Origin of the sequence: Actinomadura terrae (assembly GCF_022751215.1) — a bacterium.
Lineage (GTDB): Bacteria > Actinomycetota > Actinomycetes > Streptosporangiales > Streptosporangiaceae > Spirillospora > Spirillospora terrae.
Genome location: NZ_JAICDG010000001.1, coordinates 1,820,069 through 1,838,031, shown reverse-complemented (window position 1 = coordinate 1,838,031; position 17,963 = coordinate 1,820,069). Strand labels below are relative to the sequence as shown.

18 protein-coding genes are annotated in these 17,963 nt (G+C 73.8%); 2 read left to right on the top strand and 16 right to left on the bottom strand.

Annotated elements, in window-relative coordinates; genetic code table 11:
• Positions 1-22: 22 nt before the first annotated feature.
• The 6 genes from K2F47_RS08245 to K2F47_RS08220 form a co-directional block, all read right to left on the bottom strand.
• Positions 23-2,503 (bottom strand): ATP-dependent Clp protease ATP-binding subunit, encoded by a 2,481-nt coding sequence (locus K2F47_RS08245; RefSeq protein ID WP_272496798.1) that lies wholly within the window; start codon positions 2,501-2,503, stop codon positions 23-25.
• A gap of 230 nt (positions 2,504-2,733) precedes the next feature.
• Entirely contained in the window at positions 2,734-4,551 is a 1,818-nt protein-coding gene (locus tag K2F47_RS08240) for a phosphoenolpyruvate carboxykinase (GTP) (protein WP_242902157.1), read from the bottom strand.
• 177 nt (positions 4,552-4,728) lie between these two features.
• The gene (locus tag K2F47_RS08235; RefSeq protein ID WP_242902156.1) at positions 4,729-5,790 is read right to left on the bottom strand and encodes an ABC transporter ATP-binding protein; all 1,062 of its coding nucleotides are present in this window, start codon (positions 5,788-5,790) and stop codon (positions 4,729-4,731) included.
• On the bottom strand, positions 5,787-6,605 hold the full coding sequence (locus K2F47_RS08230) for an ABC transporter permease (protein ID WP_242902155.1): 819 nt from the start codon (positions 6,603-6,605) through the stop codon (positions 5,787-5,789). Before K2F47_RS08230 ends, K2F47_RS08235 begins: the two co-directional genes overlap by 4 nt.
• The gene (gene modA, locus K2F47_RS08225) at positions 6,602-7,399 is read right to left on the bottom strand and encodes a molybdate ABC transporter substrate-binding protein (protein WP_372490825.1); all 798 of its coding nucleotides are present in this window, start codon (positions 7,397-7,399) and stop codon (positions 6,602-6,604) included. The genes K2F47_RS08230 and modA overlap by 4 nt, the downstream gene beginning before the upstream one ends.
• Positions 7,396-7,791: a TOBE domain-containing protein gene (locus K2F47_RS08220; RefSeq protein ID WP_242902153.1), complete on the bottom strand. Its 396-nt coding sequence runs from the start codon at positions 7,789-7,791 to the stop codon at positions 7,396-7,398. Before K2F47_RS08220 ends, modA begins: the two co-directional genes overlap by 4 nt.
• A 182-nt stretch (positions 7,792-7,973) precedes the next feature.
• Between K2F47_RS08220 and K2F47_RS08215 the strand changes: the two genes are divergently transcribed.
• Entirely contained in the window at positions 7,974-8,438 is a 465-nt protein-coding gene (locus K2F47_RS08215; protein WP_242902152.1) for a PPOX class F420-dependent oxidoreductase, read from the top strand.
• Between the two features lie 46 nt (positions 8,439-8,484).
• A complete protein-coding gene (locus K2F47_RS08210) occupies positions 8,485-9,156 on the top strand; it encodes a hypothetical protein (protein WP_242902151.1) in 672 nt (223 codons plus the stop codon).
• Positions 9,157-9,160: 4 nt separating this feature from the next.
• Here the strand turns inward: K2F47_RS08210 and der are convergent, their stop codons facing one another.
• The 10 genes from der to K2F47_RS08160 all read right to left on the bottom strand — a co-directional run bounded on the left by der (position 9,161) and on the right by K2F47_RS08160 (position 17,809).
• Entirely contained in the window at positions 9,161-10,555 is a 1,395-nt protein-coding gene (gene der, locus K2F47_RS08205) for a ribosome biogenesis GTPase Der (protein WP_242902150.1), read from the bottom strand.
• Between the two features lie 26 nt (positions 10,556-10,581).
• Positions 10,582-11,265: a (d)CMP kinase gene (gene cmk, locus K2F47_RS08200; RefSeq protein ID WP_242902149.1), complete on the bottom strand. Its 684-nt coding sequence runs from the start codon at positions 11,263-11,265 to the stop codon at positions 10,582-10,584.
• A gap of 115 nt (positions 11,266-11,380) precedes the next feature.
• Entirely contained in the window at positions 11,381-12,460 is a 1,080-nt protein-coding gene (locus K2F47_RS08195; protein ID WP_242902609.1) for a prephenate dehydrogenase, read from the bottom strand.
• A 130-nt stretch (positions 12,461-12,590) separates the two neighbouring features.
• Positions 12,591-12,953 carry a chorismate mutase gene (gene aroH / locus K2F47_RS08190; protein ID WP_242887333.1) on the bottom strand — a complete coding sequence of 121 codons (363 nt, stop codon included), beginning with the start codon at positions 12,951-12,953 and terminating at the stop codon, positions 12,591-12,593.
• Between the two features lie 56 nt (positions 12,954-13,009).
• Positions 13,010-13,741, bottom strand: coding sequence for a pseudouridine synthase (locus tag K2F47_RS08185; protein ID WP_242902148.1), 732 nt, complete (start codon positions 13,739-13,741; stop codon positions 13,010-13,012).
• Positions 13,738-14,307 carry an SMC-Scp complex subunit ScpB gene (gene scpB, locus K2F47_RS08180; protein ID WP_242902147.1) on the bottom strand — a complete coding sequence of 190 codons (570 nt, stop codon included), beginning with the start codon at positions 14,305-14,307 and terminating at the stop codon, positions 13,738-13,740. Before scpB ends, K2F47_RS08185 begins: the two co-directional genes overlap by 4 nt.
• On the bottom strand, positions 14,300-15,178 hold the full coding sequence (locus K2F47_RS08175) for a segregation and condensation protein A (RefSeq protein ID WP_242902146.1): 879 nt from the start codon (positions 15,176-15,178) through the stop codon (positions 14,300-14,302). The genes scpB and K2F47_RS08175 overlap by 8 nt, the downstream gene beginning before the upstream one ends.
• Before the next feature lie 25 nt (positions 15,179-15,203).
• Positions 15,204-15,857 (bottom strand): SecDF P1 head subdomain-containing protein, encoded by a 654-nt coding sequence (locus K2F47_RS08170; protein ID WP_242902145.1) that lies wholly within the window; start codon positions 15,855-15,857, stop codon positions 15,204-15,206.
• Between the two features lie 26 nt (positions 15,858-15,883).
• Positions 15,884-16,768: a ParA family protein gene (locus tag K2F47_RS08165; RefSeq protein ID WP_372490837.1), complete on the bottom strand. Its 885-nt coding sequence runs from the start codon at positions 16,766-16,768 to the stop codon at positions 15,884-15,886.
• Positions 16,769-16,894: 126 nt separating this feature from the next.
• Positions 16,895-17,809 (bottom strand): site-specific tyrosine recombinase XerD, encoded by a 915-nt coding sequence (locus K2F47_RS08160; RefSeq protein ID WP_308198381.1) that lies wholly within the window; start codon positions 17,807-17,809, stop codon positions 16,895-16,897.
• Between the last annotated feature and the right edge of the window lie 154 nt (positions 17,810-17,963).

The window sequence follows — 17,963 nt, the reverse complement described above, 5'->3', positions numbered from 1 at the left end:
GTCGACTTGAGGTTCCCCGAGTTCAGGCCCCCGCCGGGGCGTGCTCGACCTCGATGTCGAGGTCGCCGCCCTCGGGGTGGTGGACGCGGGCGGTGTCGCCGTCGCCGATCCGGCCGTCCAGCAGCATCCGGGAGAGCCGGTTGTCCAGCTCGCGCTGGAGGGTGCGGCGCAGCGGGCGGGCGCCGTACTCGGGCTGGTGGCCGCGCTCGGCGAGCCAGTCCTTGGCCGCGTCGTCCACCTCCAGCGCGACGCCCTGGGCGTGCAGGCGGCGGCGGGTGCCCTCCAGCAGCAGATCGACGATCTGGCGGAGCTGGCCCCGGTCCAGGCGGGTGAACACGATGGTCTCGTCGATGCGGTTGAGCAGTTCGGGCCGGAGCGTCCGCTGGAGCAGGTCGAGGATCTGTCCGCGCAGTTCGGTGGCGTCTCCCCCGGCCTCCAGGATCATTTGCGCGCCGACGTTGCTGGTCATGATGATGATCGTGTTGGTGAAGTCGACCGTGCGGCCCTGCCCGTCGGTGAGGCGGCCGTCGTCGAGGATCTGGAGCAGGATGTTCATGACGTCGGGATGCGCCTTCTCGATCTCGTCCAGCAGGACGACCGAGTGCGGGCGGTGCCGGACGGCCTCGGTGAGCCGTCCCGCCTCCTCGTAGCCGACGTATCCGGGCGGCGCGCCGATCAGCCGGCTCACCGTGTGCCGCTCCTGGAACTCGCTCATGTCGACGCGCACCATGTGGCCCGCGAACAGCACGTCGGCGAGCGCCCGCGCCAGCTCGGTCTTGCCGACGCCGGTCGGTCCGAGGAACAGGAAGCCGCCCTGCGGGCGTCCGGGGTCCGACAGCCCGGCACGGCCCCGGCGGACGGCCTCGGCGACCGCGCCGACCGCCTCGTCCTGCCCGACCACCCGCTCGTGGAGCCGCTCCTCCAGGCGCAGGAGCTGGTCGCGCTCCTCCTCGGTGAGCTGGGACGCGGGGATTCCGGTGCGGCGGGACACGACGTCGGCGACGTCGGCCACGGTCACCTCGGGGACGTCGTCGCGGCCGTGCCGGGCGGCCTCCAGCTCGGGCCGCAGCCGCTCGATCTCCTCGCGGAGCTGCTTGGCGCGGTCGAAGTCCTCGTTCGCGACTGCCGCGTCCTTGTCGCGGTGCAGCGACTCCAGGCGCCCCTCCAGCTCCCGGGCGTCCTCGTCCGGGGACAGGGCCCGCAGCCGGACGCGGGCGGCGGCGTGGTCCATCAGGTCGATGGCCTTGTCGGGCAGGAACCGGTCGGAGACGTAGCGGTCCGACAGCCGCGCCGCCGCGTCCAGGGCCTCGTCGGTGACGCGGACCTGGTGGTGCGCCTCGTACTTGTCGCGCAGCCCCGCGAGGATCCGCACGGTCTCCTCGACGGTGGGCTCGGCGACCAGCAGCGGCTGGAAGCGGCGCTCCAGCGCGCCGTCCTTCTCGATGCTCCGGCGGTACTCCTCGATCGTGGTGGCCGCGACGACGTGCAGTTCGCCGCGCGCGAGGGCGGGCTTCAGGACGTTGGCGGCGTCCATGCCGCCCTCGGCCGAGCCGGCGCCGACCAGCATGTGCACCTCGTCGATGAAGATCACCAGCTCGTCGGAGTGCGCGCGGATCTCCTCCAGCACCTTCTTGATCCGCTCCTCGAACTCGCCCCGGTACCTGGACCCGGCGACCATGCCGGTGAGGTCCAGCGCGACGACCCGCCGGTCCTTCAGCGTCTCGGGGACGGCGCCGTTGACGACGCGCTGCGCGATGCCCTCGACGATCGCGGTCTTGCCGACGCCGGGCTCCCCGGTCAGGCACGGGTTGTTCTTGGTCCGCCGCGACAGCACCTCGATCGCCTGCTCGATCACGTCCTCGCGGCCGACGACGGGATCGAGGCGCCCCTCGCGGGCCTCCTCGGTCAGGTCGCGGCCGTAGTCGTCGAGCGTGGGCGTGGCGCTCTGCCCCCGGACGGCGCGGCCGGTGCGGGCGCCGGCCCCGTCGGGGCGCTCCAGCGCCGCGTCCCGCAGCTCGTTCGCCGACACGCCCTGGGCGGTGAGCAGCCGGGTCGCGGACGAGTCGGGGTTGGCCACGAGCGCCATCAGCAGGTGCTGCGGGCCGATGTAGCTGTCCTCCAGCGCCCGCGAGACGCGCTGGGAGTCCAGCAGCGCGCGCTTGGCGGCCGGGGTGAGGGTCTCGGGCGGCTCGCCGGGCGTGCCGTCGCCGGTCATGTCCGCGATGCGGGTGAGCAGCGCGTCCGGGTCGGCGCCCGCCGCGGTCAGCAGGCTCCGCGCGGGGATGGTCTCGGCGGCGGCCGCCAGCAGGTCGATCACGTCCAGGTCGGCGGCGCCGCGCCGGCCCGCGCGCTCCAGCGCGTGGGCGACCAGCTCGCGGCCGCTCTCGCTCAGCAGCCGCCCGATGTCGACGCGCTGCGCGCCGCCGCGCGGCGGCCACGTCTCGGGGGCGCCGAACATCCGTCCGGTCAGGTACTCGAATCCGCGGAACGGATCGTCGAACATCGAGCCGAACGGCGTTCCGGCCACGGCGTCCCCCTCGGGTGCGCGGTGCGCCCGGCCTTCCCCCGGCGGGCGCCTCACCCCACTGCTTGCCGTCCGCTCGCTCCGGGATGCCCAAGTCCGCCCCCAAAGTACGCAAATTTCGGGGTGCCGGATACGCGGCGCGCCCGCCCCCGGGAGTGGAATACCGAGGGCGGGCGCGGGCGGAGCCCTGGGCGACCGCTAGGCGGCCGTCAGGACTCCAGGCGCCGGACGAGGTCGTGGTACTCGTCCCACAGCGCCTTGGGCAGGTGGTCGCCGAACGTCTCGAAGTGCTCGGGGACCAGGGCGGCCTCCTGCTTCCAGACCTGCGTGTCGACCGACAGCAGCGTGTCGAGGTCGGCCTCGGCGAGGTCGAGGCCGCCCGTGTCGAGCGCCTCGCGGGTCGGCAGGTGCCCGATCGGCGACTTGACGGCGTCGGCCTGGCCGTTCAGCCGCTCGACGATCCACTTGAGCACGCGGCTGTTCTCGCCGAAGCCCGGCCAGATGAACTTGCCGTCGGCGTTCTTGCGGAACCAGTTGACGTAGTAGATCCGCGGCAGCTTCTCGGCCTCGGTGGCCTTGCCGATCTCCAGCCAGTGGCCGAAGTAGTCGCCCATGTTGTAGCCGCAGAACGGCAGCATGGCGAACGGGTCGCGGCGCAGCTCGCCGACCGTGCCCTCGGCGGCGGCGGTCTTCTCCGAGGCGACGTTCGCGCCGAGGAACACGCCCTGCTGCCAGTCGAAAGACTCGGTGACCAGCGGGACGGCCGACGCGCGGCGGCCGCCGAACAGGATCGCCGAGATCGGCACGCCCTTCGGGTCCTCCCACTCGTCGGCGATGATCGGGCACTGCCCGGCCGGGGTGGTGAAGCGGGCGTTGGGGTGCGCGGCGGGCGTGCCGGACTCGGGCGTCCAGTCGTTGCCCTTCCAGTCGGTCAGGTGCGCGGGCGGCTCGTCGGTGAGGCCCTCCCACCACACGTCGCCGTCGTCGGTGAGCGCGACGTTGGTGAACACGCTGTTGCCCCACAGCGTCTTCACGGCGTTGGCGTTGGTGCTCTCGCCGGTGCCGGGCGCGACGCCGAAGAACCCGGCCTCGGGGTTGATCGCGTACAGGCGGCCGTCGTCGCCGAAGCGCATCCAGGCGATGTCGTCGCCGATGGTCTCGACCTTCCAGCCCGGGATGGTCGGCTCCAGCATCGCGAGGTTGGTCTTGCCGCACGCCGACGGGAACGCCGCCGCGACGTAGCGGGTCTCCCCCTGCGGCGGGGTGAGCTTCAGGATGAGCATGTGCTCGGCCATCCAGCCCTCGTCGCGGGCCATCGTGGAGGCGATGCGCAGCGCGTAGCACTTCTTGCCCAGCAGCGCGTTACCGCCGTAGCCGGACCCGTAGGACCAGATCTCGCGGGTCTCGGGGAAGTGCGTGATGTACTTGGTGGAGTTGCACGGCCACTTCACGTCGGCCTGGCCCGGCTCCAGCGGCGCGCCGACCGAGTGGACGCACCTGACGAACGAGCCGCGCTCCTCGATCAGCTTCAGCGCGCCGGCGCCCATCCGCGTCATGACCCGCATCGACACCGCGACGTAGGCGGAGTCGGTGATCTCGACGCCGAGCTGGGAGATGTTCCCGCCGAGCGGGCCCATGCAGAACGGCACCACGTACATGGCGCGGCCACGCATACAGCCGTCGAACAGGCCGCCGAGGGTCTCGCGCATCTCGGCGGGCGCGACCCAGTTGTTGGTGGGGCCGGCGTCGGACTCCTTCTCGGAGCAGATGAACGTGCGGTCCTCGACGCGGGCGACGTCGGTCGGGTCGGAGGCGGCGTGGAAGCTGTTCGGCCGTTTCGCCGGGTCGAGCCTCGTGAACGTGCCCTGCTCGACGAGCAGGCCGGTGAGGCGCTCCCACTCCTCGTCCGAACCGTCGCACCACTCGACGCGGTCGGGCCTGGTCAGCTCGGCGATCCCGCGTACCCACTCAGTCAGTTCGGGGTGACCTGTCGGGGCCTGGTCGAGGCCGGGGATCTGGTGGGACACGGGCAACTCCTTCAGCTGTTCGCAGGATGTTTGCATGATGAACAAGTCCCGCTGTTTTTGCCATTTGGTCTGGACCAATCAGGTCCCCCTTTGGGCCTTCCCGTACCTTTTTGTGATTGATATCACCTGGGTACGGGCGTGCGGAGATCAGCACGCCCCCGCCCCGACTCAAGGCGATCAAGCTGGGTAAACATGGGTCTCGGTGGCCTTCACGGCCGCCCATATCAGGCTGCCCTCCGACAATTGCAGCTCCGCGACGGCGGCCGGGGTGACCTCGGCGACGGCGGGGAAAGGCGGCCCCGAGAGCTGCACCCGGACGCGGTCGCCCTGCCGTTCCACGGCGGCGACGCGGGCGCGCCAGAGGTTGCGGGGGCTGCCGTCGGGACGCGTCCGGTACAGCGCCACCGAGGATGGCGCGAAAGCCAGGAACACCTCACCGTCGAGTGAGTCCACAGTGTCGAGCGTCCCGCCCCCCTCGCCGACCAGGACCGTTCCCGCCTCCGCGCGGCCCCGGTACAGGTTCAGCCCCACCAGCCGCGCGACGTAGTCGGTGCGGGGGCGGCGCGCGACCTCGGCGGGCGTGCCCTGCTGGACGAGCCGCCCGTCCTCCACCACGACGAGCCGGTCGGCGAGCACCATCGCGTCCAGCGGGTCGTGGGTGACCAGGACGGTCGCGCCGGTGAACCCGGCCAGGTGGCGGCGCAGCGCGGCGCGGATCTCCATCCGCGTGTGGGCGTCGAGCGCGGCGAGCGGCTCGTCCAGCAGGAGCAGCCGGGGCTCGACGGCCAGCGCGCGGGCGAGCGCGACCCGCTGCGCCTGCCCGCCCGACAGCGCGCCCGGACGGGACGCGGCGTGCTCGGCGAGCCCGACCCGCTCCAGCCATCCGGCGGCGCGACGGCGCGCGGCGCGCCGTCGCATCCCCCGGCAGCGCGGCCCGAACGCCACGTTGTCGAGGGCGCTGAGGTGCGGGAACAGCAGGTAGTCCTGGAAGACCATGCCGATCCCGCGGCGCTCGGACGGCAGCGGGCGCAGGTCCGCCCCGTCCACCCGCAGCTGCCCGCCCGCCGTCGCGACGAGTCCGGCGAGCGCCCGCAACGCGGTGCTCTTGCCCGCGCCGTTCGGGCCGAGCAGCGCCACGACCTCGCCGGGCGCGGCGGTGAGCGCGAGGTCGAGGTCGAAGGCGCCGCGCCGCACGACGAGCCGCGCGTCCAGCCCCTCGGCGGCCGCTTCGGCGGTCATGAGGCGCCCACCCAGCGGTCCCGGAGCGCGGCGAGCACCAGCACCGAGACGGCGAGCAGCACGAGGCTCAGCACGATCGCGGCCTGCGGGTCGGTCTCCAGCGCCAGGTAGACCGCCAGCGGCATCGTCTGCGTCCGGCCCGGGAAGTTGCCCGCGAACGTGATCGTCGCGCCGAACTCGCCGAGCGCCCGCGCCCAGCACAGGATCGCGCCCGCCGCGACGCCGGGCGCGACGAGCGGCAGCGTGACCCGGCGGAAGATCGTCCAACGGGTGGCGCCGAGCGTCGCGGCGGCCTCCTCGTAGCGCAGGTCGGCGGCGCGCAGCGCGCCCTCGACGCTGATCACGAGGAACGGCATCGCGACGAACGTCTCGGCGAGCACGACCCCGGCGGTGGTGAACGGGAACGTGACACCGAGCGTGTCGTCCAGCCAGCCGCCGACGAGGCCGCGCCGCCCGAGCACCAGCAGCAGCGCGACGCCGCCGACCACCGGGGGCAGCACCAGCGGCACCGTCACCAGCGCGCGGACGAGCCGCGCGCCGGGGAACGGGACGCGCGCCAGCACCCACGCCAGCGGCACCCCGAACAGCACGCACAGCGCGGTCGCGAGCGTGGCGCTGAGCAGCGAGAGCCGCAGCGCGTCCAGCACCTGGCCCTGCACGAGGCGGGTGCCGAGCGTGGACCACGGCGCGCGGACGAGCAGGCCCACCAGCGGCAGCACCAGGAACGCGAGCCCGATCAGCGCGGGCGCCACCAGGACCCACGGCGGGCGGCCCGGCGGCCGGTCGCCGTCCGGAGCGCGACCGCGCGGGCTCACGGCGACTCGAACCCCGCGCCGGTCAGCGCGGCCTTCCCCTTCGGCCCGAGCACCAGCGCGACGAACTCCTTGGCCAGCGCGGGCCGGGGCGCCTTGGCGACCTCCGCGATCGGGTAGTCGTTGACCGCCTGCGCCGACTCGGGAAACTCGATGCCCTTGACCTGCGGCGCGGCCGCCTTCGCGTCGGTGCGGTAGACGAGCCCGGCGTCGGCCTCGCCCAGCCGCACCTTGGTCAGCACGGCCTTCACGTCCCGCTCGCGCGAGACCGGCTTGAGCGTGACCTTCGCCGCGTCCAGGGCCTTCTTCGCGGCCGCGCCGCAGGGCACCTGCTCCGCGCACAGCACGACCTTGAGGCCGGGCCGGGAGAGGTCGCGCACCGCGCCCACCCTGCCCGGATCGTCCTTGGGGACGGCGATGACCAGGCGGTTCCTGGTGAACACCTGCGGCGCCCCGGCCGCGTCCCCGGCGTCGGCGACGGTCTTCATGGTGGCGGGGCTGGCGGCGGCGAACACGTCCGCGGGCGCGCCCTGCGTGATCTGCTGGGCCAGCGTCGAGCTGGCGCCGAAGCTGAATCTGACCTTCACCCCGGGGTGCGCCGCCTCGAACTCCTTGCCGAGGGCGGTGAACGTCTCGGTGAGTGAGGCGGCGGCGAACACCGTCAGCGTCCCGCCGCCAGAACCGCCGCCAGAGGCGTCGGAATCGCCGGTGTCACCGCATCCCGCGGCCGTGACCAGCAGGAGCAGGCAGGCCGCGACGCCCGCCGGAACGCGCTTGCGCACAGGTTCTCCCCTCATACCTCGACGACGACGTTCGTGGACTTCACCACGGCCTCGACGACGACCCCGGCGCGCAGCCCCAGCTCGTCGGCCGCCTCCCGGCTCATCAGCGACACCACGCGGAACGGGCCCGCCTGGATCTCCACCTGCGCCATCACCCCGTCCCTGACGACCTCGGTGACGATGCCGCGCATGCGGTTGCGCGCCGAGGAGAACCGGCCGCCCGGGTCGGACGCCGCGTCCCGGCGGGCCTGGTCGCGCACGAACGCGGCCAGCTCCTCCCCCGGCACCCGCCGGTGGCCGTGCTCGTCACGCTCGGCGGGGAGGCGCCCGCCGTCCACCCACCGGCGGACGGTGTCGGCGCTGACCCCGAGCAGCGCGGCCGCCTCACTGATCCTGAACGTCGTCACGGGAGCAGCCTAGCGTTTCGCACATGCGAGGCATAATCACCTTCGTCCGTGCATATGAGAGGTAAGAGGATCAAAATATCTGGCGGATGCGAGGGTCGCGCGGGCGCGATTGACCTGAAGCCCGCTTGAGGTCCTAGCGTCGGACTCGTTGGCGAAGCACGAGAATCGAGGGGGACCGACCCATGACGCATCCGTTCACCGAGCCGGAGCGCGCCTACCTGGCCACGCAGCCGCTCGGACGGCTCTCCACCATCGGCCCGGACGGCGAACCGCACAGCCATCCCGTCGGATTCCGGCTCAACGACGACGGGACGATCGACATCGGCGGGCCCAACAACGCGGCCAGCCGCAAGTACCGCAACATCCAGGCCGACCCCCGGGTGTCGTTCCTCGTCGACGACCTGGCCGCCGCCGACGACCCGGACGCGGCCAAGCCCGGCTGGGGGCGCGGCGTCGAGGTGCGGGGGCGGGCCGAGTTCGTGAAGGGGCGGATGCCCTTCGGCGAGGGGTTCTTCAGCGACGACCTGATCCGGATCCATCCCGTCCGGGTGGTCGGCTGGCACCTCGACCCCGCCGCTCCCGACCGGTACGCGCGGAACGTCGCGCCGCCGGACGGCGGCGTGCTTGGGTCGGTCCGCGCCGGGTAAAGGGGGATTCAAGCGACATCACCTTGCCCGGTCAGGAGGAACGATCATGGCTGGGACCCTGCGGGTCCCGCGCGGACGGGGCGCGGCCGGCGGCGTGCTGCTGGTGCTGCTCGGGGCGTGGGGCGGCCTGCTGCCCTTCGTCGGCCCCTACCTCGACTTCGGGTTCGCGCCCGACGACGCGTGGGTCTACGACACCGACCGGCTCCAGCTCAGCGTCGCGCCCGGCGCGGCCACGGTGCTGGGCGGGCTGGTCGTGCTGGGCACGGCGAACCGGGTGCTCGGGGTGCTCGGCGCGTGGCTGGCGGTGCTCGGCGGCGCCTGGTTCGCGGTCGGCGGACCGCTCGCGGCGCTGTGGGACGTCCCGGGCGTCGGCGCGCCCCTCGGTACCGAGCAGGGGCGGCGCGTCGCCGAGCAGCTCGCCGGGTTCACCGGCCTCGGCGTCGTCATCGTGCTCGTCGCGGCGCTGGCGCTCGGCCGGTTCACGGCGCGCGTGGCACGGCCTGCCGACTCCGAGCCGGGCGAGGAGGAACGCGCGCCCTCCGGGGCGACGCAGCCGCTGGTCTACGGCCGCTACGCCCGGGAGACCCCGCCGCCCTCGCTCGGCGCGCGTCCGGCGCCCTCGCCGCCGGGCTCGCCTGGCTCGGCGGAGCCGTCGGGCCTGTCGGCGTTCCCGCCGCGCGACCAGCGGATCGCGGGCGAGCGCCGCGAGGAGCGCTAGCCCGCTACTTCTTGGCCTTGCCGCGCTTCTCGCGGATCTTCATGGTGATGTCGAGCGGGGTCCCCTCGAAGCCGAACTCCTCGCGCAGCCGCCGCTCGATGAACCGCCGGTAGCCCTCCTCCAGGAACCCGGAGGTGAACAGCACGAACCGCGGCGGCCGCACGCTCGCCTGCGTCGCGAACAGCACGCGCGGCTGCTTGCCGCCGCGCACCGGGTGCGGGTGGGAGTTGACCAGGTCGGCGAAGAACTGGTTGAGCTTGGACGTCGGGACGCGGGTGCCCCAGCCCTCCAGCGCCGTCTCGATGCCGGGCACCAGCTTCTCCATGTGCCGGCCGGTCTTCGCGGAGATGTTGACGCGGGGGGCCCAGCGGGCGTTGTGGAGCTGCCGGTCGATCTCGCGTTCCAGGTAGTGGCGGCGCTCCTCGTCCAGCAGGTCCCACTTGTTGTAGGCGACGACCAGCGCCCGGCCCGACTCGACCACCATCGAGATGATCCGCAGGTCCTGCTCGGCGAGCGGCTCGGCCGCGTCCACCAGCACGACCGCGACCTCGGCGCGCTCCAGAGCCGACTGCGTCCGCAGCGTCGCGTAGAAGTCGGCGCCCTGGTTCTCGCGGTGCCGCCGCCTGATCCCGGCCGTGTCGATGAACCGCCAGGTCTGCCCGCCAAGCTCGATCAGCTCGTCGACCGGGTCGCGGGTCGTGCCCGCGACCGCGTCGACCACCGCGCGCTGCTCCCCCGCCAGCTGGTTCAGCAGACTCGACTTGCCGACGTTCGGGCGGCCGAGCAGCGCGATCCGGCGCGGCCCGCCGCTCTCGCCGAACGTCTCGGCGGGGGCCTGCTCGGGCAGCGCGTCCAGCACCGCGTCGAGCAGGTCGCCCGAGCCGCGCCCGTGCAGGGCGCTGACCGGGTGCGGCTCGCCGATGCCGAGCGACCACAGCAGCGCCGCGTCGGCCTCGGCGCCGATGTCGTCGACCTTGTTGGCGACCAGCACCACCGGCTTGCCCGACCGGCGCAGGATCTCGACCACGGCCTCGTCGACGTCGGTCGCGCCGACGGTCGCGTCGACCACGAACATCACCACGTCGGCCAGGTCGACGGCGAGCCGCGCCTGCTCGGCGATCGCCGCGGCGAGGCCGGAGGAGTCCGGCAGCCAGCCGCCGGTGTCGACCACCGTGAACCGGCGCCCCGACCAGGTCGCGTCGTAGGCGACCCGGTCGCGGGTGACGCCCGGCACGTCCTCCACGACCGCCTCGCGGCGGCCGAGGATCCGGTTGACCAGGGTGGACTTGCCGACGTTCGGCCGACCGACGACGGCCACGACCGGCGCGGGCCCCTCGTCGGCGGCGACGTCCTCGACGACGCCCACGGTCTCGATCTCGTATTCGCTCACTGTTGTCATCGTCCCCGCGGTGGCACTCGGCCCCGCTACTCCCGCTCCTTCACGAGGCGGACGACCGCCTCGATGACCTCGTCGAGCCCCAGCTCGGACGAGTCGATCTCATGCGCGTCGGCCGCCTTGGTCAGCGGCGACGCCGCGCGGGTGGAGTCGATCCGGTCCCGCCGGGCCTGCTCGGCCCGCGTGGTGGTCACCGACGCGCCCGGGTCGGCGGCCGGGTCGGCGGCCCGGCGCCGCGCCCGCACCTCCTCGCTCGCGGTGAGGTAGACCTTGACCGCGGCGTCCGGCGCGACGACCGTGCCGATGTCGCGTCCCTCCACCACGATTCCCCCGATCCCGATGATCTCACGTTGCAGCTGCACGAGCCGCGTCCGGACCGCGGGTACGGAGCTGACCGCGCTCACCGCGTTCGTCACCTCGCGGGTGCGGATCGGGCCGGACACGTCCGCGCCGTCCACGGTGATCGTGGGCGCCGCCGGGTCGGTTCCCGAGTCCAGCACGGGGTCCATGGCGCGGGCGGCGACGGCGGCCGGGTCCTCGACCGGGACGCCCTCGCGCAGCATCCACCACGTCATGGCGCGGTACATGGCGCCGGTGTCGAGGTAGCGCAGGCCGAGCGCGCGCGCGACGCCCTTGGACGCGCTGGACTTCCCGGACCCGGACGGGCCGTCCATGGCGATGACGATCGGCACGATCGCTCCCTCTCTTGGCATCGGTGTTCCCGTACGAGGCCCAGCGCATCAGGCTACCGGCCTGGGACGACCGGTGAGACCGGTTGGCCCGGGCCGAGCGCGCGCCGGCCGGGCGCGGGGCGCCGCGCGGACCCGGTCAGCCGGGGACGGACCAGCCGCGGGCGCGCAGCTCCGCCGCCAGCCGCTCGGCCTCCTCGGGCACCACCGAGATCTCCAGCAGGCCGAGCGGTCGGCCCGGGGAGTGCTCGATCGTCACGTCTTCGATGTTGACCTGGGCGATGCCCACCGCCTGGAAGATCATCGCCAGCTCGCCGGGACGGTCGGGCACGACCACCTGCACGGTCGCGTACTCGGGCGCCTCGCCGCCGTGCTTGCCGGGGATGCGGGACCGGCCCGCGTTGCCGCGCAGCAGCAGGTCGGCGACGTGCCCGGCGGCCTCCTCGCTGCCGTCGCGCAGCAGCGAGGCCGCGACCGCGAGGTCGGTGGCGACGGCCTCCAGCACGTCGGCGACCGGCGCGGAGTTGGCCGACAGGATGCCGATCCACAGCCGGGGGTCGCTCGCGGCGATGCGCGTCACGTCCCGGACGCCCTGCCCGGACAGGCCGAGCGCGACGTCGTCGGCGCCGGTCAGGCGCGCCGCGACGGCGGCCGACACCACGTGCGGGGCGTGCGAGACGAGCGCGACGGCCCGGTCGTGCTCGGCGGCCTCCACCTCGACGGGCGTCGCGCCGCAGGCCCGCGCCAGCTCGGCCACGGCCTCGACGGCCCCGGGCGCGGCGGCCGACGGCGGGCACAGCGCCCACGGTCGGCCGAGGAACAGGTCCGCGCGCGCCGCCGCCGGGCCCGACCGCTCGCTGCCCGCGAGCGGATGCCCGCCGACGAACGAGGTCAGGTCGCAGCCGAGCGCCTCGGCCTGCTCCAGCGGCAGCGCCTTCACGCTCGCCACGTCGGTGTAGACGGCGGCGAGGCCGCGTTTCTGCGCGTCCAGCAGCGTGACGGCGACGGCGGCGGGCGGCACCGCGAGCACCGCGAGATCGGCGCGCCGGTCGGGCGCGCCCGCGGGCAGCGGGTCGCCCGCGCCCAGCTCCGCGGCCAGCGCCAGCGCGTCGGCGTCCCGGTCGGCCAGCAGCACCTGCGCGCCGCGCCCGCGCGCCGCCAGCGCGATCGAGGTGCCGATCAGCCCCGTCCCGACCACGATGACCCGGCGGCCCGTCATGTCCTGGTTCACGCCCGCCAGCCTAGTGGCGCCGGGTCCCTCCCCGGCGCCGCCGAGCCCTTCCAACGTGCGCTCTTGCGCCCCCTACCGCACCCTGCCCACGCGCGCTACTGCACTCTGCCCATGCGCGCTACTGCGCGATGTCCAGGCGGAGCGCCGTCGCACCCCGCAGGTAGACGTGGTGGACGTCCGAGCGCGGCCGGTCGGTCTCGATGTGCGCCATCAGCCGGATCACCCGGGGCAGCGCCCGCGGGACGCCGATCTCCGTCGCGCACAGCAGCGGCACGTCGTGGAAGCCGAGCTTGCGCGCGGCGAGCGCCGGGAACTCCGCCGTCAGGTCGGGCGTGACCGTGAAGATCACGCTGATCACGTCGTCGGTGGTCAGCCCGTTGCGGGACATGACCTCGCCGACCAGCTCCGCCGTCGCCTCCAGGATCTGGTCCCGGTCGTCGGCCTCGATCTGCGTCGCCCCGCGGACCGCGCGTACCGCCACTGCCTCGTCCCCTCCCTGGTGCCTGCGGGGGCCGGACGGCCCCCGCCGGGCCGTGCCTACAGGCCCACGGCCTTGTACAGCTCGCCGACCTCCCGCACGGTCAGCGCGCGCATCGTGCCCGGCTTCAGCGAGCCGAGCTTGACCGGCCCGAACTCTATGCGGGCCAGCTGCTGCACCGGGAAGCCGGCCTCCTTCAGCAGCCGCCGGACGATGTGCTTGCGGCCCTCGTGCAAAGTGATCTCCACCAGCACACGCCGCCCGACCTGGTCGAACACGCGGAACTTGTCGGCCTTGGCGGGCCCGTCCTCCAGCGTCATCCCGGCCTTGAGCCGCTTGCCGAGGTCGCGCGGGATCGGCCCGTGGATCTCGGCGAGGTAGGTCTTGAACACCCCGTAGGACGGGTGGGTGAGGCGGTGCGACAGCTCCCCGTCGTTGGTGAGCAGGATCAGGCCCTCGGTGTCGGTGTCGAGCCGGCCGACGTGGAACAGCCGCTCGGGCACCTCCACGTAGTCGGCGAGGGACTTGCGGCCCCGCTCGTCGGCCATCGTCGACACCACGCCGAGCGGCTTGTTGATCGCGTAGTAGCGCATCTCGGCGCGGGTCTCGACGCGCTTGCCGTCGACGTGGATGACGGCGCGCTGGGGATCCACGCGCTCACCGAACCGGAACACCTTCTTGCCGTCGACGGTGACCCGGCCCTCGCCGATCAGTTCCTCGCAGTGGCGGCGGCTGCCGATCCCGGCCTCGGCCAGGACCTTCTGAAGCCGTACGCCCTCGTTGTCTGTCACGTGTCCTCAACTATGTCTTCTGGCAGGTCGTCGGGAAGGTAGGGGGCCAGCTCGGGCAGCTCGTCGAGGCCGCGCAGCCCCAGCCGCTCCAGGAAGTACCCGGTGGTGCGGTACAGGTGCGCCTGCGTCTCCGGCTCCTGCCCGGCGTCCTCGATGAGGCCGCGCAGGGTCAGGGTACGCATGACGCCGTCGCTGTTGACGCCCCGGATCGCCGACACCCGAGCGCGGCTCACCGGCTGCCGGTAGGCGACGACGGCGAGGGTCTCCAGCGCGGCCTGGGTGAGCCGCGCCTGCTGCCCGTCGGTGACGAAGCGCTCCACGACCGGGGCGCACACGTCCCGGGTGTAGAACCGCCAGCCGCCGGCGACCTCCCTGAGGTCGAACCCCCGGCCCTGCTCGGTGTATTCCGCCGCCAGCTCCCGCAGCGTCGCGGCGACCTCGCCGCGGGGCCGCTCCAGCAGCTGGGCGAGCGTGATCTCGGCGACCGGCTCGTCCACCACCAGCAGGATCGCCTCGACCGAGGCGCGCAGCCCCGGCAGCTCCGGGCCGTCGGGCGCCTCAGTCATCCGCTCCCCCGTCCTCGCGGGCGCCGCCCGGCTCGGGGGCGCCCTCGTAGTCGTCGCCGACGGCCACCTCGCCGTCGTCGCTGCCCGTCCAGGTGACGCGCAGCTCCCCGAGCGGCTCGGGCTGGTCGAACGTGACCGCCTGCTCCCGGTACAGCTCCAGCAGCGCCAGGAACCGGGCGACGACCTCGTAGGTGCCCTCGGCGTCGGCGGCGAGGACGCGGAACGTCGTCGTGCGGAGCCTGCGGAGCCGCTCCACGACGATCGCGGCCTGCTCCTTCACGCTGGCCCTCGGCTGGTACATGTGCTCGACCGACACCGACGGCGGCGCCTTCGGGGCGAGGGCCTTGGCGGCGAGCCGCGCGAACTCCTCGGGCCCGAGGCCGAGCAGCACCTCCGGCAGCAGGTTGGCGAACTTCGGCTCCATCGGCACCAGCCGGGGGAAGCGGCGGTTCTGGTCGGCGATCCGTCCGGAGATCACCTGGGCGACCTCCTTGTAGGCACGGTACTGGAGGAGCCGCGCGAACAGCAGGTCGCGGGCCTCCAGCAGCGCGAGGTCGTCCTCGTCGTCGACCTCGCCGGAGGGCAGCAGCCGCGCCGCCTTGAGGTCGAGCAGGGTCGCCGCGACCAGCAGGAAGTGGCTGGCCTGGTCGAGGTCCCACTCGCTGCCGTGGGAGCGGATGTGCGCGATGAAGTCGTCGGTGACCTTGTGCAGCGAGACCTCGGTGATGTCGAGCTTGTGCTTGGAGATCAGGCCGAGCAGCAGGTCGAAGGGGCCGTCGAAGTTGTCGAGGTGGACGCGGAACCCGTGCTCGCCCTCGTCCGGGCTCCCGCTCGGGCCCTCCCCCGGGCCTGGCGGCGGCGTCTCGTCCACGTCGCTCACGGTAGCGGAGACCACGTCAGGAGGTCTCACGCCCGGTCATCAGGCGGAGCAGGTCGCGGGCCTCGCTCTCGGTGAAGGTGCCGCCGATGACCACCTCGCCGCCCGTGATCGGGCCGCCCTGCACCTCCGGCGCGGAGACGACCCTCCCATCGACGATCATCGCGATCCGCCGGCCGGGGGACCCGGCGGCGCTCTGGGCGGCCTGCCCGCTCAGCCGGGCGAACCCGGCCGCGTCGGCGGACGCCAGCGACAGCTGGACGCTCCAGCTCTGCCCGGACGCGGCGTCCGGCGGCACGGTCCTGATCGCCTCGACGTGCCGGACGGTCATGCCGCCGGGCCCCGGGCGGTAGCACTCGGGCGCCTTCTTCGGGCCGGGCGCGGCGTCCGGGAGCGTCCCGGCGGCGCAGGGAGGCGCGCTGACGGCCGCGACCTGCTGGAACGTCAGCGGGCGGCGCAGGTCGGTGGGGCCGAGGCGGTCGTCGCCGGCCGCGTCGTCGCCGCTCAGCACGATATAGCCGATGGCGCCCGCCGCCACCAGGACGAACGCGGCGGCCACCGCGACGAGCACGATGACGAGCCGCGACGACCCGCGCGGAGGCGGAGGCGGCGGGAAGGGCGGCGGGAAGCCCGCGGGCGGCGGCCCGTACGGGTTTCCGGGGGGCTGGGCCATCGGGGTTCCTTACCGGCCGGTCGCCCTCAGCCGACGCGCGCCCACCGTTCGAGCACCTCCCGGGCCAGGCCGCGGTAGGCGTTCGCGCCCATCGAGTTGGGGTCGAAGTAGGTGATCGGCTCGCCCGCGACGGTGGCGTCGGGGAAGCGCACCGTGCGGTTGATGACCGTGTGGAAGACCTGGTCGCCGAACGCCTCGACGATGCGGCCGAGGACCTCGCGGGTGTGCAGGGTGCGCGAGTCGTACATGGTGCCGAGGACGCCGTCGATGACCAGGTCGGGGTTGATCCGGCCCTGCACCTTCTCGATCGTCTCCATCAGCAGCGCGACCCCGCGCATCGCGAAGTACTCGCACTCCAGCGGGATCAGCACGCCCTCGCTGGCGGCCAGCGCGTTGACGGTGAGCAGGCCGAGCGAGGGCTGGCAGTCGATGAGGATGTAGTCGTAGTGCGGGACCGCCGACTTCAGCGACTGCTGGAGGATGTACTCGCGCCCGACCTCGTGGACGAGCTGCACCTCGGCGCCCGACAGGTCGATGTTGCTGGGGAGCAGGTCCATGCCGTCGACACCGGTCTCGATGACGACGTCCTCCCACTCGGTGTCCTTCTCCAGCAGCATGTTGTGGATCGTGATGTCGAGCTGGCGCGGGTCGCCCTTGCCGAGGCCCACCGACAGCGCGCCCTGCGGGTCGAAGTCGACGAGCAGCACGCGGCGCCCGTACTCGGCGAGCGCGGCGCCCAGGTTGATGGTCGTGGTCGTCTTCCCGACCCCGCCCTTCTGGTTGCACACGGCCACGATGCGCGCGGGCCCGTGCTCGTCCAGCGCCTCAGGTTCGGGGAACACCGGGACGGGTCGCTGAGTCGGACCGAGGGTCCGACTCGGGTCGGTCTCTATGGTGGCGGACGAGAGCACTCCCTCCGCACCGTTCCTGCTGGTCACCAGATCCCTCCCCGGGTGGCCGGAAACGCCATCCAGAACGGGGACTCTAGGCCCCCGCCTCTCCAGGCTCAAGCCGACGCGCGCGGGCAGCGGCTTTTGTCAGCTCCGCGCGCGGGGATGCGAGGTGGCGTACACCTCGCGCAGCAACTGCACCGTCACGAGAGTGTAGACCTGTGTGGTGGTCACCGAGGCGTGTCCGAGCAACTCCTGCACGACCCGCACGTCGGCGCCCCCGTCGAGCAGGTGCGTCGCGAACGAGTGCCGCAGCGTGTGGGGGGACACCTCCGACAGCCCGGCCCGGTCGGCGGCGGCGCGCAGCACCATCCACGCGCCCTGCCGCGACAGCCGCCCGCCGCGCGCGTTGAGGAACAGGGCGGGGACGCCGCGTCCGGCGGCGGCGAGCCCGGGACGCGCGCGGACGAGATAGCCCTCGACGGCCTGCCGGGCGTAGTCGCCGATCGGCACGATCCGGGCCTTGCCGCCCTTGCCCGCGACGCGCGCGAACCCCTCCGCCAGGTCGAGGTCGTCGACGTCCAGGCCGACCGCCTCGGAGATCCGCGCGCCCGACCCGTACAGCAGCTCCAGCAGCGCCCGGTCGCGCAGCCCCCGCGCCGCGCCCGCGTCGCCCTCGGCCGGGCCCGCCGCCACCGCGAGGAGCCGCTCGACCTCGTCCAGCGAGATCGCCTTGGGCAGCCGCCGGGGCGGCGTGGGCGGCTTGACGTCGTGGGCGGGGTCTCCGGGCGCGAGGCCCTCCCGCACCGCGAACCGGTGCAGCCCGCGGACCGCGACGAGCGCGCGCGCCGCCGACCCCGCCGACAGCGGCGGATGGTCGGCGTCGCCCTCCCGCAGCCCCACCAGGAACGCGCGGACGTCGTCCTCGGTGATCTGGTCGATGGACGCGCGGCCCCGCCCGTCCTGGACGAGGGCGTAGCGGCGCAGGTCGCGCCGGTAGGAGCTGAGCGTGTTGGCGGCCAGCCCGCGCTCGACGGCCAAGTGCCCGAGGTAGGTGCGCACGGCCGAGTCCAATGGGGAGCCCGGGCCGGCGTCCCGCGCGGGGGGCCGGCCGGTCGTGCTCGGGGACAGTGCGGCACCTCTTCCGGCGATCCGGGGCGGCGCCGTGCGGGTCGGGCGGCACCGTGGTCGTGCCCATCATGCCCCCTCGCGCGCC